A 16,438-nucleotide genomic window follows, 5' to 3' on the forward strand; every position below is an offset into this window, starting at 1 on the left:
TACACATCAATATCGGGGGAGTTCCATGACCACGCCGCCGCAGGGCCAGCAACCATATGGGCAGGCGCCATACGGCCAGGCGCCGTACGGACAGCAGCCGTACGGGCAGCCCTACGGACAGAACCCGTACCCGCAGGCGCCGCCGGCACCCCAGGCCCCCTACGGCCAGCCCCAGGGCGGATACGCCTACCCCCAGCAGCCGCAGGCTCCGTACGGACAGCCGCAGCAGGGCTACCCCGCGCCGCCACAGCAGCCCTTCATGCAGGGCGGAGCTCCCGTACCGCCGCCGCGGCCCGGCAAGACCCGTTCCCCCAAGGCGATCCTGAAGGGCATCGTCGTCGTCATCGGGCTGGTCTTCATCGGGGTCGCCTGGATCAGCAGCATGAACGACGCGGGCAGCGCCGAGGTCGGCGACTGCGTGAAGAAGTCCAGCAGTGCACTCGACGACGGCCTCGAGGTGGTGGATTGCGGCACCTCGGACGCCCAGTACAAGGTGTCCGCGGTGCACGAGGACACCTCGGACCCGTCCGTGTGCGCCGCGAACGAATCGGCGTACACCAAGAGCGTGCACCGTCGCAGGCGGGCCGACACGCACATGGTGCTCTGTCTGACCTCGGCGAAGTAGCGCGCCCCGAAAGCGCTGGATAAGCCGTGGGGCGGTGTTTCACGTGAAACACCGCCCCACGTTTCACGTGAAACATGGCGGCTCGCCAACCGCCTGTTTCACGTGAAACATCAGCCCTGCGTGGCCCACCACTCCTTCAGAGCGGCGACCGCTGCATCCCGCTCCATGGGCCCGTGCTCCAGCCGGAGCTCCAGCATCTGCTTGTACGCCTTGCCGACCTCGGGCCCCGGACGGATGCCCAGAATCTGCATGATGTCGTTGCCGTCCAGGTCTGGGCGGATCGACTCCAGCTCTTCCTGTTCCTCCAGCCGCGCGATGCGTTCCTCGAGCCCGTCGTAGGCGCGCGACAGGGCGCTGGCCTTGCGCTTGTTGCGAGTGGTGCAGTCCGAACGCGTCAGCTTGTGCAGCCGCTCCAGCTGCGGGCCGGCATCTCGCACATACCGACGGACCGCGGAATCCGTCCACTCGCCCGTCCCGTAACCGTGGAAGCGCAGATGCAGCTCCACCAGACGCGAGACGTCCTTGACCATGTCGTTGGAGTACTTCAGAGCGGTCATCCGCTTCTTGGTCATCTTCGCGCCCACCACCTCGTGATGGTGGAAGGAGACCCGGCCGTCCTTCTCGAAGCGCCGCGTCCGGGGCTTGCCGATGTCGTGCAGAAGGGCAGCCAGCCGCAGCACGAGATCGGGCCCGTCCTCTTCGAGGTCGATCGCCTGCTCCAGGACCGTCAGCGAGTGCTCGTAGACGTCCTTGTGCCGGTGATGCTCATCACTTTCCAGCCGCAGCGCGGGCAGCTCAGGCAGGACCTTGTCGGCCAGACCCGATTCGACGAGCAGCCGCAGCCCCTCACGCGGGTGCGCGGAAAGGACCAGCTTGTTCAGCTCGTCCCGCACACGCTCCGCGGAGACGATCTCGATGCGGTCCGACATCGCCTTCATCGCAGCGACGACCTCGGGGGCCACCTCGAAATCCAGCTGGGCGGCGAAGCGGGCCGCGCGCATCATCCGCAACGGATCGTCGGAGAACGACTCCTCCGGCGTCCCCGGCGTGCGCAGCACGCGCGCGGCCAGGTCCTCCAGGCCGTCGTGCGGGTCGACGAACTCCTTCTGCGGCAGCAGCACCGCCATGGCGTTCACCGTGAAGTCCCGACGCACCAGGTCGTCCTCGATGGTGTCGCCGTACGACACCTCGGGCTTGCGGGAGGTGCGGTCGTACGCCTCGGAGCGGTAGGTCGTGACCTCGATGTCGAACGATTCCTTCTTGCAGCCGACCGTCCCGAAGGCGATGCCGACCTCCCAGACCGCGTCCGCCCACGGCCGGACGATCTTCAGAACGTCCTCGGGGCGGGCATCGGTGGTGAAGTCCAGGTCATTGCCGAGCCGGCCCAGCAGCGCATCCCGGACCGAGCCGCCGACCAGGGCAAGTGTGAACCCGGCCTCCTGGAATCGACGGGCCAGGTCATCCGCGACGGGGGACACCCTCAGCAGCTCGCTCACGGCACGTCGCTGGACATGGTTCAGCGCGTTCGTCGACTGCGGGGTCCGCTCGGCGATCGGGGCGGGGAGGTCATTGTTGGCGTTCGGCACAACAAAACAGGGTACGTGGCCGCGCAGTGCAAGGCGTCACGTAATAAAGGGGACGGGCTGGGCGCGGGCCCCCCGGGGCCGCGATCATGTGGAGCAGTCCCTGGCACTTCGTCGCAGCGGGTCTCGTTACCATTCGTGGACGCACATTCCGAACGACCACTGACGACGACGAGGGACGGGCGAGCGCGTGGCCGAGGCGGCAGGGTTCCAGGGGACTGAACGGCCGCGTGGTCGATGGCTGCGAAGGACCGTGACACTGCTCACTGGAGTGCTCCTTCTCATGGGGCTGCTCCAGGTTCCGCATGCCTCGTCCGCCCAGGCGGCCCCGACGGGCTCCCGCACGGTCGATGTCACCATCGACTCCATGTCCCCGTCAGCTCCCTCCAAGAGCGACACGGTCACCGTCTCCGGCACGCTCACCAACGACGGCCGCAGCACGATCACGGACGCGCATGTCGGAATGCACCATGGATCCGCGCTCGGCGGCCGTAGCTCCATCGAGAACGCGTCCCGTCGTACCGGCTATCAGCCGAGTACGGACGGTGAGGAGATCAAGGGGCACACCGACAAGATCGGCAAGCTGGAGCCCGGCGTCAGCCGCCCCTTCAGCCTCAGCGTGCCGGTCAAGGACCTCAAGCTCACCGATAGCGGTGTGTACCCGATCGGCATCTCTCTGTCAGGGCGCTCCCAGGCCGCGCCGTACGGACAGGTCCTCGGCTTCGACCGGACGTTCCTGCCCTGGCAGACGGCCAATGCCGACAAGAAGACCCAGCTCACGTACATGTGGCCGCTGATCTCCCCCACTCATCTCACCGCCGAGACGGATGCCGACGCTCAGCAGACGCCGGTCTTCCGCAACGATGACCTCGCTGCCGAGCTCGCGCCGGGAGGCCGGCTCCAGCAGATGGTCGCGCTCGGCAAGAACCTGCCGGTGACCTTCGTCATCGATCCCGACCTGCTCGCCACCGTCGACGCGATGACCAAGTCGTACCGGGTGGACGGCCCGGACGGGCCCATGGGCAAGAACCAGGCCGTCGCCAAGCAGTGGCTGCACGACCTCGAAGAAGCGGTCAAGACGCACGAGGTCGTCGCGCTGCCCTTCGCCGACCCCGACCTGGCCTCGCTCGCCCACCACGGCAAGGGCGTGCCCAGCGCGCTCAGCCACCTCGGCCCTGCCACCGACCTCGCCGACAAGACCGTGGACACGATCCTCGGAGTCAAGCCCCGCACGGACTTCGCCTGGCCCGTCGACGGCGCGGTCGACTCGTCCATCGTGGATGTCGCGACCTCGGCCGGTGCGCACAACGTGATCACCCGCAGCGACAGCCTGCGGGACGCCGACAGGCTGCCCTACACCCCGACGGCGGCCCGCCCCATCGGCGGCGGCAACACCGCAGTCGTCGCGGACGCGCAGCTCTCGCGGGCGTTCGAAGGCGATATGTCGAAGGCCGGAAACTCCACCCATGCGGTCCAGGAGTTCCTCGCCCAGACCCAGATGATCAACCTTGAGGACCCCGGCCGGCAGCGCAGCATCGTCGTCGCGCCGCAGCGCATGCCCTCGGTCAGCCAGGCCCACGCCATGGCCACCGCCCTGCGGAGTCTGGACGACTCCGGGAGCTGGACCCAGTCGCTGAACCTCGCCGGCGCGGCAAAGGCCAAGCCCGACCGTGCCGCCACCCGTCATGTGCCGAGCGGCGCCGCCTACCCGTCCTCACTGCGCAGGCAGGAACTCCCCGTCAGCGCCTTCCGGCAGATCCAGGGCACCCAGTCCGCGCTGGACGACTTCCAGGTGATCCTGGCCCAGCCGGAGCGCGTGGTGACCCCGTTCGGCAACGCCATGATGCGGGAGATGTCGACGGAGTGGCGGGGCAACGCCACCGGCGCCAAGACGTTCCGGCACTCCGTAGGCAACTACCTCGACGGTCTGACCAAGAAGGTTCGCCTGATCCAGAAGTCGGGGGCGACGCTCTCCGGGCGCAGCGCCACGATTCCGGTGACGGTGCAGAACAACCTGGTCCAGGGCGTCAAGGACATGACGCTGAAGCTGACCTCGTCCCAGCCCAACCGTCTGGACGCGGGGAAGTCGCAGCAGATCACGGTGGACGGCGGGCACAGCCAGTCGTTCAAGTTCGACACCACCGCGAACGCCAATGGCCGGGCATGGGTGACCGCCCAGCTCTACACGGCGGACGGAAAGCCCTACGGTGAGCCGATGATGTTCCAAGTGAACGTCACGGAGATCACCGCCACGGTGATGCTCGTCATCGCGGGCGGCGTGCTGCTGCTCGTGCTCGCCGGCGTACGGATCTATCTTCAGCGCAAGCGGGCGGCCGCCCGGCGGACCGAGAACGGGTCCGACGGCGACGAGCCCGATGACGGTTCAGGCACGGATGGCGACAACGGCGGCACGGACGGCGACGAGCCGGAGCAGCCGAGTGACCCCACGCCGGACACCGGATCGGAAAGCTCCGACCCGTCCGGCTCAGGTGAGAAAGTGGACCGTTGATAGATGGCGGGGCCGGATGGCCGGCGACGGATGAGGTGGGGCAGCGATGAATGCGCCGTACGACGGTGACCGGGGCCGGGGCGCCAATGGCGACCCCACGGGGCCGGTCCCTCCGACGCCCCCGCCGCCCGCGGACCAGGATCCCTACGTCCAGGACCCCTACGTCCAGGACGCCTACCGCAATGACCCGCACCGCGCACAGGACCCGACGGCCCAGGATCCGGTGACCGAGGCGCTCTACGACCGCGCCGCGCACCCCCCGCCGCCCCCGGGCCGGCCCCCGCATCCGCTCTACCAGCAGCCTGCCGCGGGCCGCCACACGCCCGACCCGCAGCTGTGGGCCTCGCCCCCGCCGCCCGAGCCGCAGGGCCCGACCCGCAATCTCCCGTACGGCGATGCCGCCGCGACGACACAGTTCGTGGGTGTCGACGACCTGATCACCCAGGCCGCCGACGAGCGTCCGGAGCCCGACGCCTTCGCGCATCTCTACCGGGACCAGCAGTCCTACGAGGGCCGGCACCCCGCTCCTGCCCCGATGGGCCCCCCGGTGACCGGTACGGCGCCCGGACCGGAGGCCGTGCCCCACCAGCCCGCGCCGGAGCCGGAGCCCGCCCCCGTGGCGGCGGCCGGCAAGCCCTCCGGCGGCCGCGCCTCCGGCCTGCTGAAGTCCAGCGCGGTCATGGCTGCCGGCACGATGGTGTCGCGTCTCACCGGCTTCGTCCGCTCGGCGCTGATCGTCGCGGCCCTCGGTGGCGCCGTGCTCGGTGACTCCTGGCAGGTCGCCTACCAGCTTCCGACGATGATCTTCATCCTGACCATCGGCGGCGGTCTGAACTCCGTCTTCGTCCCGCAGCTGGTGCGCGCGATGAAGGAGGACGACGACGGCGGCGAGGCCTACGCCAACCGGCTGCTGACGCTGGTCATCGTGATTCTCGGCGCGCTGACGGTGCTGGCGGTCGTGGCGGCGCCACTCCTGGTGAAACTGGTCTCCTTCGACATCTCCCGTGACCCGGCGGCCAACGAGGTCGCCGTCGCGTTCACCCGCTACTGCGTACCCACGATCTTCTTCATGGGTCTGCATGTCGTGATGGGACAGATCCTCAACGCCCGCGGCCGCTTCGGCGCGATGATGTGGACCCCGGTCCTCAACAACATCGTCATGATCGCCACCTTCGGCCTGTTCATCTGGGTCTACGGCACGGCGAACACCTCGCACATCGGCGTCACCACCATCCCCGACGAGGGCATCCGGCTCCTGGGCATCGGCACCCTCCTCGGGCTCGTCGTCCAGGCGCTGGCGATGATCCCGTACCTGCGCGACGCCGACTTCAAGCTCCGGCTGCGCTTCGACTGGCGCGGCCACGGCCTGGGCAAGGCCGCCAAGCTCGCCAAGTGGACCGTGCTGTTCGTGCTCGCCAACCAGGCGGGCGTGCTCGTCGTCACCCAGCTCTCCACCTGGGCCGGCAACACCGCCAACGACCAGGGACACCCGGGCACCGGCTTCATCTCCTACGCCAGCGCACAGCTGATCTGGAACATGCCGCAGGCGATCATCACCGTCTCCGTCATGGCCGCGCTGCTGCCGAGGCTGGCGCGGTCCGCGCACGACGGTGACACCGGAGCCGTCCGCGACGACATTTCGCAGGGCCTGCGCACCTCCGCCGTCGCCATCGTCCCGATCTCGTTCGGCTTCCTCTCCCTCGGCATCCCGCTGTGCACGCTGGTCTACGGCTCGTCCGGCGCCGGCATCCCGATGGGCTACATGCTGATGGGCTTCGGTGTGGGGCTGATCCCGTTCTCGGTGCAGTACGTCGTCCTGCGTGCCTTCTACGCGTACGAGGACACCCGCACCCCCTTCTACAACACGGTGATCGTCGCCGCCGTCAACGCCGCGGCCTCCGGTCTCTGCTTCCTGGTCCTGCCCGCCCAGTGGGCCGTGGTCGGCATGGCGGCCTCCTACGGCCTGGCGTACATCATCGGCGTGGGTGTGGCCTGGCGCCGTCTGAGCAAGCGCATGGACGGCGACCTCGACACCGCTCATGTCGTCCGGACCTACGCACGGCTGGCGGGCGCCAGCATCCCGGCCACGATCACCTCGGGCGCCGCGGTGTACGGGATCATGCAGACGCTCGGCAGCGGATTCCTCGGGTCGCTGGCCGCTCTGGTCGCCGGCTCGGCCGCACTTCTGGCCGTGTTCTACGTAGCTGCACGCAAAATGCGCATTGAGGAACTGAACGCCCTGGTCGGCATGGTCCGGTCGAAGCTTGGGCGTTGATTGAGCACAACCATCGACTGCCACCGTGTGTCGTGCATAGTGGCGGACTGTGGGCACAATTGTCTTGGCTCATTGAGCCTGCAACGGATGGGGAGGCAGGAACGACGGTGGCGGAACGGAGCACGGCTGCCGTCGACGTGGCTGACACGAGCGGTGAGGAACCGCTGACCGCCAAGGCGGGTAAGGCCACGGACGACGGTGCTAAGGCCGAGAAGGTATCCGGCGGGGAAAAGGACGCCGCAGGCACCGATGAGGAGTGTGCCGCGGCGATCGAAGCCGAGCCACCGGAGCTGCACAGCGGCCACAAGCTTGCCAGACGCTACCGCCTCGAGGAGTGCGTCACCCGTCTGGACGGATTCAGTAGTTGGCGCGCGGTCGACGAAAAGCTGCGCCGCGCCGTCGGCGTGCATATCCTGCCCGCCGACCACCCGCGGGCACGGCCGGTGCTGTCCGCCGCCCGTTCCTCGGCACTGCTGGGTGACCCCCGGTTCGTCCAGGTCCTGGACGCCGTGGAGGAGAACGACCTCGTCTACGTGGTCCATGAGTGGCTGCCGGACGCCACCGAGCTCACCACGGTGCTCGCGAACGGCCCCCTGGAGCCGCACGACGCCTACCAGCTCGTCAGCCAGGTCTCCCAGGCCATGGCCGCCGCGCACCGCGAGGGCCTGTCCCATCTGCGGATCACGCCCGGTTCGGTGCTGCGTACGGAGTCCGGGCAGTACCGCATCCGCGGGCTGGCCGTCATGGCGGCGCTGCGCGGCATCACCTGCGAGCACCCGCAGCGCACGGACACGGAGGCGATCGGTGCGCTGCTCTATGCCGCGCTGACGCAGCGCTGGCCGTACGAGAACGATGCCCATGGCCTCACCGGCCTGCCCAAGGGCGTCGGACTCATCGCGCCCGACCAGGTGCGGGCCGGCGTTCACCGCGGGCTGTCCGAGCTCGCCATGCGTGCCCTGATCAACGATGGCGCCACGGCTTCCCGCCAGGAGCAGCCGTGCACCACCCCGGAGGAGCTGGCCAAGGCCGTCGCGGCCGTGCCGCGTATCCGGCCTCCGGAGACCTCCTTCACCACACCTCCGCCGTACCAGCGCACGGGATTCCAGCAGGGCAGCTACCGGCAGTCGCCGGGGCAGGCCGCGCAGTCGCCCCGGGCGACGCAGCCTGTCGCCACTCCGCCGCCCCCGTTGCAGAGCCGCACCGGCCGGGCGCTCAAGTGGTCGGTCTCCGCGCTGCTCATCGCGGCGCTGGGACTGGGCAGCTGGCAGCTGGCAGACACCCTGCTCAAGCGGGAGAAGGACCAGGACGACCCGAGCAACTCGCAGCCGAGCAACGGCGGGGCCAAGAAGCCCCAAGGCAAGCCGATCAAGATCGTGGACGGTAGTGAGTACTACCCCGACGGCCAGCCGCAGCACGCGAATCAGGCGCAGGACACCTATGACGGGAACCCCAGCACCTACTGGGGCAGCAAGGGCTACCACGAGGGCCCTGATCTGAACCCGGCCTTCAAGAAGGGCGTGGGCCTCGTCTACGACCTCGGTTCGAAGCAGCAGATAAGCGGCGCGTCGATCGGTCTGCACTACACCGGCGATCACACCACCGTGACGCTCTACGCAGCCAATTCGCTCTCCCCGTCCGAGCCGCTCAGCTCCATGCGGAAGCTCGGAACGGGCAGGACCGCGGACTCGACGGCCAAGGTCAAGCTGAAGCAGCCGGAAAAGGCGCGCTACGTCGTCGTATGGCTCACCGCGATGCCGTATGCGCCAGGTGACGGGTATACCGGCGCCGGGTACCGGCAGGGTGTGACAGAGGTGTCCTTCACCAGCTGAGCAGGTGGTGAGGCGGCACGACCGTCCAGGACAGTGGTGGGGCTCCGGTCCGGTATGCGGACCGGAGCCCCACACCCTTGAGCGCTGCTGCTGTGCGGAACGCCCATGTGAGAACGGCGCATATCGGCCACCTGCCTGCTCACCGCCGCCTTTCGACAGCATTTACATTCATGACCTGGCGGGCTTCAATTGGACCGAGATCAGGCAGCTACGGCCGGGGGGCCCGTGTCCACCGACAGCGACAAGGCTTCGATACCAACCGACGCCGATCTCCTTGCCCTGCACGTAAAGGGCGACCCCGACGCGTTCGGGGAGATCGTCCGGCGCCATCGTGACCGGCTCTGGGCAGTGGCGTTGCGCACCCTCAGCGACCGCGAAGAGGCCGCCGACGCCGTCCAGGACGCCCTGGTCTCCGCCTATCGCGCGGCCCACACCTTCCGCGGGCAGTCCGCCGTGACGACCTGGCTGCACCGCATCACGGTCAATGCCTGCCTGGACCGGGCCCGTAAAGCCGCCTCTCGGCGCACCTCGCCCGTTGCCGAGACCGAGCGGCTGGAGCAGCTTCTCGAGCCCGAGGAATCCGCCGCGGCACCCGCCGAGCGCCAGGACCTGCACCGGGAGCTGCTCAGCGCCCTGCGCACCCTTCCCGAGGAGCAGCGTGCCGCGCTCGTCCTCGTCGATATGCAGGGCTACCCCGTCGCGGAAGCCGCGGCGATCCTCGATATCCCCACCGGCACGGTGAAAAGCCGGTGCGCACGGGGCCGCGCTCGGCTCCTCCCCTTGGTCACCCATCTGCGCGCCGGCAACGGGGATAGCAAACCCGCGAGCGGGGGAAGGAACCGGGCGCAGGGGACATCCGTCCCACCGACGGCAGGGCCGAAGGACACAGGTGCCGTGAAGGGCGGAGGTGGGCGAGCGTGACGTCGACGACCGGCACGGGTGAGCACCCCACAGGTGAGCACCCGGAAGTCTCCGAGATTTCCGACCTCACGGACGGGCTGCTTTCTCCCTCCCGCAGCGCGGATGTACGTGAGCATCTCGCCGGCTGCCCGCTGTGCGATGACGTCTATGCATCCCTGGAGGAGATCCGGGCGCTGCTCGGCACTCTCCCCGGTCCACTCCGGATGCCTGCCGACGTGGCCGGTCGCATCGATGCCGCCCTTGCCGCCGAGGCGCTGCTGGATGCCACCGCCCCCAGCGGCGCCGTGGCTGTTTCACGTGAAACAGCCACCCTCCCCGTCGCTGTTTCACGTGAAACCGACGAGCTGCCCCGCCGGGCCACGCCGCCCGCCCGGCCGTCCGGGCGGCCCCGGGGCTCGTCCGGGCCGGGTCGCCAGTCACCCGGCGGGCGCGCGTCCCGTGCACGGCGCTGGCCCCGGATTCTGCTCGGTAGCGCTGCGGCTGCGGCGGTCTTCAGCTTCGGCGGCCTGCTCATCCAGAACGCAGCCGTCGACGGCACCCAGGCGAAAGGTCCTGACCGGGCCACCGTCACTCCCAAAGCGACCACGGATCGTGCGGCCGGCCTGACCGCCGCCAGCCTGGGATCGCATGTCCACGATCTGCTGGCGTCAAAGGGCTCGCACAAATCCCCGGAGATCGGCACGCGAACCTCTCCGGAGTCGACGATGCGCGGCGGTGCCGACACCATCCCGTCGTGTGTCCGCCTCGGGATCAAGCGTACGGAGACCCCGCTCGCGTCCAGCCACACTCAATATCAGGGCACGGACGCCTACCTCGTGGTGCTGCCGAACCCGTCCGATCCGAAGCGCGTCTCCGCGTATGTCGTCAGTTCCTCTTGCGTCTCCGCCACGCCGCTGGCTCCCGGAAAGGTCCTGCTGTCTCACTCGTACCAGCGAGACTGAGCGACGAGAAGTGCGCTGTGACACTCCGGGAATGCTCGGCCCGTAGGATCCGTTGGGTGGGGTGAGAGTTCCGAGAGCCCCAGCAAGCAGTCGGCAGAGACAAGGAAGACACCCGTGAGCGACGTCCGCAACGTGATCATCATTGGCTCCGGGCCCGCGGGCTATACCGCAGCGCTCTACACCGCCCGCGCGTCCCTGAAGCCGCTGGTCTTCGAAGGTGCCGTCACCGCCGGAGGCGCGCTGATGAACACCACCGACGTGGAGAACTTCCCCGGTTTCCGCGACGGCATCATGGGGCCGGACCTCATGGACAACATGCGCGCCCAGGCGGAGCGCTTCGGCGCCGAGCTTGTGCCGGACGACATTGTCTCGGTCGACCTCTCCGAGGAGATCAAGACCGTCACGGACACCGCTGGAAATGTCCACCGGGCGAAGACCGTGATCGTCAGCACCGGCTCCCAGCACCGCAAGCTCGGGCTGCCCCGCGAGGACGAGCTGTCCGGCCGTGGCGTCTCCTGGTGCGCCACCTGTGACGGGTTCTTTTTCAAGGACCAGGACATCGCCGTCATCGGCGGAGGCGACACCGCGATGGAGGAGGCCACCTTCCTCTCCCGCTTCGCCAAGTCGGTCACGGTCGTCCACCGCCGTGACACTCTGCGGGCCAGCAAGGCAATGCAGGAGCGTGCCTTCGCCGACCCGAAGATCAAGTTTGTGTGGGACAGCGATGTCGCCGAGATCCACGGCGAGAGCAAGCTGTCGGGTCTGACGCTGCGCAACCGCAAGACGGGCGAGACCTCCGAGCTCCCCGTCACCGGCCTCTTCATCGCGATCGGCCACGACCCGCGGACCGAGCTCTTCAAGGGTCAGCTGAAGCTCGATGACGAGGGCTACCTCAAGGTCGATGCGCCCAGCACGCGGACCAACCTCCAGGGCGTTTTCGCCGCCGGCGATGTTGTCGACCACACCTACCGCCAGGCGATCACCGCAGCCGGCACGGGCTGCTCCGCCGCCCTGGACGCCGAGCGGTTCCTCGCTGCGCTGTCGGACAGCGAGGCGTCCGAGCCGGACAAGACCGCGACCGTCTGATCCGCACCCAGCTTTCCCACCACCCACCCCAGTAAGGAGACTGCCATGGCCGGCGCCACGGTGACCGTCACGGACGACAACTTCGAAGAGGTCGTCCTCAAGAGCGACAAGCCCGTCCTCGTGGACTTCTGGGCCACCTGGTGCGGTCCCTGCCGCCAGGTCGCCCCGTCCCTGGAGGCGATTGCCGCCGAGCACGACGAGATCGTCATCGCCAAGCTGAACACCGACGAGAACCCGGCAACCACCGCCAAGTACGGCGTCATGTCGATCCCGACCATGAACGTCTACCAGGGCGGCGAGGTCGTGAAGACCATCGTCGGTGCCAAGCCGAAGGCCGCGATCGAGCGCGACCTGGCGGACTACCTCGCCTGAGTCGCGCTACGACGTTTCACGGAAAACGGGCCCGCCCCATCAAGGGGGCGAGCCCGTTCTCTGTTTCACGTGAAACCGCGTGCTTCACAGCGGCCGCAGGGCGGGTTCCTTCTGGACGGCTCCCAGCAAGCGGTCGAGCGCCAGCTCGACATCTTCCTTCCACGAAATCGTGGTCCGTAGCTCAAGGCGCAGCCGAGGAAAGCGGGGGTGGGGCCGTACGGTCTTGAAGCCGACCGCGAGGAGATGATCGGCGGGCAGCACACACGCCGGCTCGCTCCAGCGTGCATCGCCGAAGGCCTCGATGGCTTTGAAGCCGCGCTGGATGAGGTCCTTGGCGACCGTCTGGACCATCACCCGCCCCAGCCCCTGACCTTGGTAGCCGGGGATCAGCCACGCCGTCAGCAGCTGCACCGCGTCCGGCGAGACCGGGCTGGTGGGGAAAGCCGTGGAGCGCGGCACATACGCCGGCGGGGCGTACATCACGAACCCGACGGGCACCTCATCGACATAGACGACCCGTCCGCAGGACCCCCACTCCAGCAGTACTGCCGAGATCCAGGCTTCCTTCTCGAGCTCGGGGCGACCCGCCTTTACCGCGGCCTCGCCGCTGACGGGGTCGAGCTCCCAGAAGACACAGGAGCGGCAGCGCTTGGGGAGGTCCGGAAGGTTGTCCAACGTGAGCGGTACGAGCCGACGGCCCATGGAACCAGGTCCTCACTTCCCTCGCCTGCCACACCACGAAGCGCCGTCAGCGCCGCCTGCTCTCTGAGCAGACCACCAACGAACCCTCCGACGGCTGCGAGGCCGAACCCCGCTGCCAACAGTCCGGTGCGGCTCACCGATTGCATGGCTCTCTCCTCGGTGTGAGGTGTCTCCAGATGGATGCGTGCCATACCTGAACGCATCGTATCCACCCTTTACGGGCACGGGTACCGCAAGAGAGCAAAGGGCGGGCCGTGTTCCGGTATGGGCTCCGGAACACGGCCCGCCCAGGAGCCGAGAGCGTCAGCTCACTCTTCTTCGTTGCTCTCCTCGGCCAGCGACTGGCCCAGGACGCGCCCCTCACCAGGGGCAAGCGTGCCGAGGATCCGCTCCAGATCGTCTATCGAAGCGAACTCGACGACGATCTTTCCCTTCTTCTGCCCCAGATCGACCTTCACCCGGGTCTCAAAGCGGTCGGAAAGCCGGGAAGCCAGACCCGTGAGCGCGGGGGACACCCGGGTACCCGCACGGGGCCCCTTGGCCTTGTTTGCGCTCGTGGGTGTCGACCCCATCAGGGTCACGATCTCCTCGACGGAACGGACCGACAGTCCCTCCGCGACGATGCGGCGCGCAAGGTGGTCCTGCTCTTCCGAGTCCTCCACGGAGAGCAACGCGCGGGCATGTCCTGCGGAGAGCACACCGGCGGCAAGCCGCTTCTGCACGGACGGCGAGAGCTTCAGCAACCGCAGCGTGTTGGAGACCTGCGGACGCGAACGCCCGATCCGGTCGGCCAACTCGTCATGCGTGCACTTGAAGTCCTTCAGCAACTGGTCGTAGGCGGCTGCCTCTTCCAGCGGGTTGAGCTGTGCCCGGTGGAGGTTCTCCAGAAGCGCGTCGAGCAGCAGCTTCTCATCGTCCGTGGCCCGCACGATCGCGGGAATCTTCTCCAGGCCGGCCTCACGGCACGCCCGCCAGCGGCGCTCGCCCATGATGAGCTCGTACCGCCCCGGCCCCGTCTGCCGGACCACTACCGGCTGGAGCAGGCCCACCTCCTTGATGGAGGTGACCAGCTCGGCAAGGGCGTCCTCGTCGAAGACCTCACGCGGCTGCCGCGGGTTCGGCTTGATCGCATCCAGCGGCACTTCGGCGAAGTGCGCTCCTGCCACCGCGGAGACACCCGCCGACGGTGGCTCCGCTCCGGCCGGTGCTTCCGTTTCACGTGAAACACCGTGCGCCGGCAGCGAGGTCACCTTGGCGGCCGCTACTCCTCGCTCTGGAGCCAAGACCGGTGCGGACGACGGTGACGCCGCTCCCTGTCCCGCCGACCCTGCATTGTCCGTGCTCTGCGGTGCCGCGGGGATCAGCGCACCGAGCCCACGGCCCAGGCCTCTACGTCGTTCACTCACTGAGTCCCCTCCGAGATGCTGTGCTGTGCTTCATAGTTGACGCTGAGGCCCTGGCCTCCGGTTTGCGGGGCCCCACGCAACGCGATCTCTCGGGCCGCTTCGAGGTAGGAAAGCGAGCCACTGGATCCCGGGTCATAGGTGAGCACTGTCTGCCCATAGCTGGGTGCCTCGGAGATACGCACCGAGCGGGGGATGCTCGTACGGAGCACCTCGTGGCCGAAGTGACTGCGCACCTCGTCGGCGACCTGGGAGGCCAGCCGGGTGCGCCCGTCGTACATGGTGAGCAAGATCGTCGATACATGGAGCTCGGGGTTGAGATGCCCCCGCACCAGATCGACGTTCCGCAGCAGCTGCCCCAGTCCCTCAAGCGCGTAGTACTCGCACTGAATCGGGATCAGCACCTCGGCGCCGGCAACCAGAGCGTTGACCGTCAGCAGGCCGAGCGAGGGCGGACAGTCGATGAAGATGTAGTCCAGCGGCTGTTCATACGCCTTGATGGCCCGGTCCAGGCGGCTCTCACGCGCCACCAGCGAGACCAGCTCGATCTCCGCACCGGCCAGATCGATCGTGGCGGGCGCACAGAACAGACCCTCCACATCCGCGACGGGCTGCACCACGTCGGAGAGTGGCTTGCTCTCCACCAGCACGTCATAGATGGAGGGCACTTCGGAGTGATGGTCGATCCCCAGCGCCGTCGACGCATTGCCCTGCGGGTCGAGGTCAATCACCAGAACCCGGGCACCGTGCAGAGCCAATGAGGCTGCCAGGTTCACCGTGGTCGTGGTCTTGCCGACCCCGCCCTTCTGGTTGGCAACCACCATGACCCGCGTCTGTTCAGGCCGGGGCAGCCCCTCGCCCGCGCGGCCAAGTGCCTCCACCGCCAGCTGAGCTGCACGACCGATCGGGGTGTCATCCATCGGGGGCGGCGTTTCACGTGAAACGTCGTCCCCGAACGACTCGCTACGGGGACCGGGGACCGGATCGGTCATCGGTCCCGCGATGTTGGCGTCGGACCGCACGGATTCACTCTCCTCGACATCAGGCTCACAGTGTTCAGAGCCTGCCATGCTTTCGGTGTCGTGAACCAGTGAGGTCCGTTCTCCTGTGGACGAATCCACTTCTGTGGATACTTCGCTGACCCTTGTGGGTCTACGGTCGCGCGGCGCTGCGGCCGCACGACCGCGACCGATGATCCCTTGCAGCAGAGAACGACGTTTCACGTGAAACACGATGCCAGCGTCGCGCCTGAATTAGCCGCGACACTCCGTCTTGTGTCGTTTTGATGGCATTTACGAAATTCGCACGTTCCACTCCCTCGCGGAACGGAAAACTGGTGCCTCCATGCCGACCTGCAAGGCTCCGGCACCAGGACGTCAGCGCCGGCGCCCCCTCGACGCACGGCCCACCCGAGCCGCCTTCGCGCGCTTGGCCGCAAAGCGCACACCGCCGGGGCTCTCGCCCACCTCGACCCGCACGACGGTCGAGGGCGGATCCACGATGCCCTCACCCACGTGCACCACCGAGGTCTCCACCACGCCGAGCTTGCTCAGCGCGGCCCGGGCTCCCTTGAGCTCCTCCTCCGCGGCATCACCCTTGAGCGCCAGCATCTCGCCGTAAGGACGCAGCAGCGGAACGCCCCAGCCGGCCAGCCGGTCGAGCGGGGCCACGGCACGCGCCGTCACCACATGCACCTGGGGAAGCTGGCCCATGACCTCTTCGGCCCGCCCGCGCACGACCGTCACATGATCCAGTCCGAGCAGCTCGACGACCTCCTGGAGGAAGTTCGTCCGCCGCAGCAGCGGCTCCAGCAGCGTGATCTTCAGGTCCGGCCGCACCAGAGCCAGCGGGATACCGGGCAGCCCGGCCCCCGAGCCCACATCGCAGACCGAGACACCCTCGGGCACCACCTCGGAGAGCACCGCGCAGTTCAACAGATGCCGCTCCCACAGCCGTGGCACCTCACGCGGGCCGATGAGCCCACGCTTCACCCCGGCGTCGGCGAGCAGTTCGCCGTACCGCACAGCCTCCGGAAAGCGCTCGCCGAAAACCTCCTCCGCCGCCTGCGGCGCAGGAGGGAGCTCCGCTGCTTCCTCCGTCACGGGAACCGCCCTTCCTCTGGACTGCTTTTCCTGCCGGGAACCCGGGTTACGCCCCCGGGATAACACAGAACGCTGACAACTTTTGGCCCC

The 16,438-nt window shown here is 68.2% G+C and carries 13 protein-coding genes; 8 read left to right on the top strand and 5 right to left on the bottom strand.

Annotation, left to right across the window (positions count from 1 at the left end):
* The first annotated feature begins 25 nt into the window (after positions 1 to 25).
* Positions 26 to 625 carry a hypothetical protein gene (locus M8I34_RS00665; protein WP_250047222.1) on the top strand — a complete coding sequence of 200 codons (600 nt, stop codon included), beginning with the start codon at positions 26 to 28 and terminating at the stop codon, positions 623 to 625.
* Between the two features lie 110 nt (positions 626 to 735).
* Here the strand turns inward: M8I34_RS00665 and M8I34_RS00670 are convergent, their stop codons facing one another.
* Positions 736 to 2,211, bottom strand: coding sequence for a CCA tRNA nucleotidyltransferase (locus M8I34_RS00670; protein WP_250047223.1), 1,476 nt, complete (start codon positions 2,209 to 2,211; stop codon positions 736 to 738).
* 250 nt (positions 2,212 to 2,461) lie between these two features.
* Here M8I34_RS00670 and M8I34_RS00675 point away from each other — a divergent pair, with 250 nt between their 5' ends.
* The 7 genes from M8I34_RS00675 to trxA all read left to right on the top strand — a co-directional run bounded on the left by M8I34_RS00675 (position 2,462) and on the right by trxA (position 12,141).
* On the top strand, positions 2,462 to 4,717 hold the full coding sequence (locus tag M8I34_RS00675) for a DUF6049 family protein (protein WP_308371682.1): 2,256 nt from the start codon (positions 2,462 to 2,464) through the stop codon (positions 4,715 to 4,717).
* Between the two features lie 46 nt (positions 4,718 to 4,763).
* Entirely contained in the window at positions 4,764 to 6,992 is a 2,229-nt protein-coding gene (murJ, locus tag M8I34_RS00680; RefSeq protein ID WP_250047227.1) for a murein biosynthesis integral membrane protein MurJ, read from the top strand.
* 107 nt (positions 6,993 to 7,099) lie between these two features.
* Positions 7,100 to 8,821: a serine/threonine protein kinase gene (locus M8I34_RS00685; protein ID WP_250047228.1), complete on the top strand. Its 1,722-nt coding sequence runs from the start codon at positions 7,100 to 7,102 to the stop codon at positions 8,819 to 8,821.
* A 225-nt stretch (positions 8,822 to 9,046) separates the two neighbouring features.
* Positions 9,047 to 9,742, top strand: coding sequence for an RNA polymerase sigma factor SigM (gene sigM / locus M8I34_RS00690; RefSeq protein WP_250047229.1), 696 nt, complete (start codon positions 9,047 to 9,049; stop codon positions 9,740 to 9,742).
* Positions 9,739 to 10,683 carry a zf-HC2 domain-containing protein gene (locus tag M8I34_RS00695; protein WP_250047232.1) on the top strand — a complete coding sequence of 315 codons (945 nt, stop codon included), beginning with the start codon at positions 9,739 to 9,741 and terminating at the stop codon, positions 10,681 to 10,683. Before sigM ends, M8I34_RS00695 begins: the two co-directional genes overlap by 4 nt.
* 114 nt (positions 10,684 to 10,797) lie before the next feature.
* Positions 10,798 to 11,769, top strand: coding sequence for a thioredoxin-disulfide reductase (trxB, locus tag M8I34_RS00700; RefSeq protein ID WP_030990590.1), 972 nt, complete (start codon positions 10,798 to 10,800; stop codon positions 11,767 to 11,769).
* A 45-nt stretch (positions 11,770 to 11,814) separates the two neighbouring features.
* Positions 11,815 to 12,141 carry a thioredoxin gene (gene trxA, locus M8I34_RS00705; RefSeq protein ID WP_030615259.1) on the top strand — a complete coding sequence of 109 codons (327 nt, stop codon included), beginning with the start codon at positions 11,815 to 11,817 and terminating at the stop codon, positions 12,139 to 12,141.
* Positions 12,142 to 12,225: 84 nt separating this feature from the next.
* Here the strand turns inward: trxA and M8I34_RS00710 are convergent, their stop codons facing one another.
* The 4 genes from M8I34_RS00710 to rsmG all read right to left on the bottom strand — a co-directional run bounded on the left by M8I34_RS00710 (position 12,226) and on the right by rsmG (position 16,348).
* Positions 12,226 to 12,843 carry a GNAT family N-acetyltransferase gene (locus M8I34_RS00710; RefSeq protein WP_030075726.1) on the bottom strand — a complete coding sequence of 206 codons (618 nt, stop codon included), beginning with the start codon at positions 12,841 to 12,843 and terminating at the stop codon, positions 12,226 to 12,228.
* Between the two features lie 308 nt (positions 12,844 to 13,151).
* A complete protein-coding gene (locus tag M8I34_RS00715; RefSeq protein ID WP_250047234.1) occupies positions 13,152 to 14,249 on the bottom strand; it encodes a ParB/RepB/Spo0J family partition protein in 1,098 nt (365 codons plus the stop codon).
* On the bottom strand, positions 14,246 to 15,316 hold the full coding sequence (locus M8I34_RS00720; protein WP_279614459.1) for an AAA family ATPase: 1,071 nt from the start codon (positions 15,314 to 15,316) through the stop codon (positions 14,246 to 14,248). Before M8I34_RS00720 ends, M8I34_RS00715 begins: the two co-directional genes overlap by 4 nt.
* Positions 15,317 to 15,622: 306 nt before the next feature.
* On the bottom strand, positions 15,623 to 16,348 hold the full coding sequence (gene rsmG, locus M8I34_RS00725; RefSeq protein WP_244419828.1) for a 16S rRNA (guanine(527)-N(7))-methyltransferase RsmG: 726 nt from the start codon (positions 16,346 to 16,348) through the stop codon (positions 15,623 to 15,625).
* Positions 16,349 to 16,438: the final 90 nt, after the last annotated feature.

This window comes from Streptomyces sp. MCA2 (genome assembly GCF_023544705.1).
Taxonomy (GTDB): Bacteria; Actinomycetota; Actinomycetes; order Streptomycetales; family Streptomycetaceae; genus Streptomyces; species Streptomyces decoyicus.

Bases quoted from the DNA above. Each gene is read 5' to 3' on its own strand.
- M8I34_RS00665 (WP_250047222.1), top strand. From the start codon at position 26: ATGACCACGCCGCCGCAGGGCCAGCAACCATATGGGCAGGCGCCATAC.
- M8I34_RS00710 (WP_030075726.1), bottom strand. From the start codon at position 12,843: ATGGGCCGTCGGCTCGTACCGCTCACGTTGGACAACCTTCCGGACCTC.
- M8I34_RS00720 (WP_279614459.1), bottom strand. From the start codon at position 15,316: ATGGCAGGCTCTGAACACTGTGAGCCTGATGTCGAGGAGAGTGAATCC.
- murJ (WP_250047227.1), top strand. From the start codon at position 4,764: ATGAATGCGCCGTACGACGGTGACCGGGGCCGGGGCGCCAATGGCGAC.
- trxA (WP_030615259.1), top strand. From the start codon at position 11,815: ATGGCCGGCGCCACGGTGACCGTCACGGACGACAACTTCGAAGAGGTC.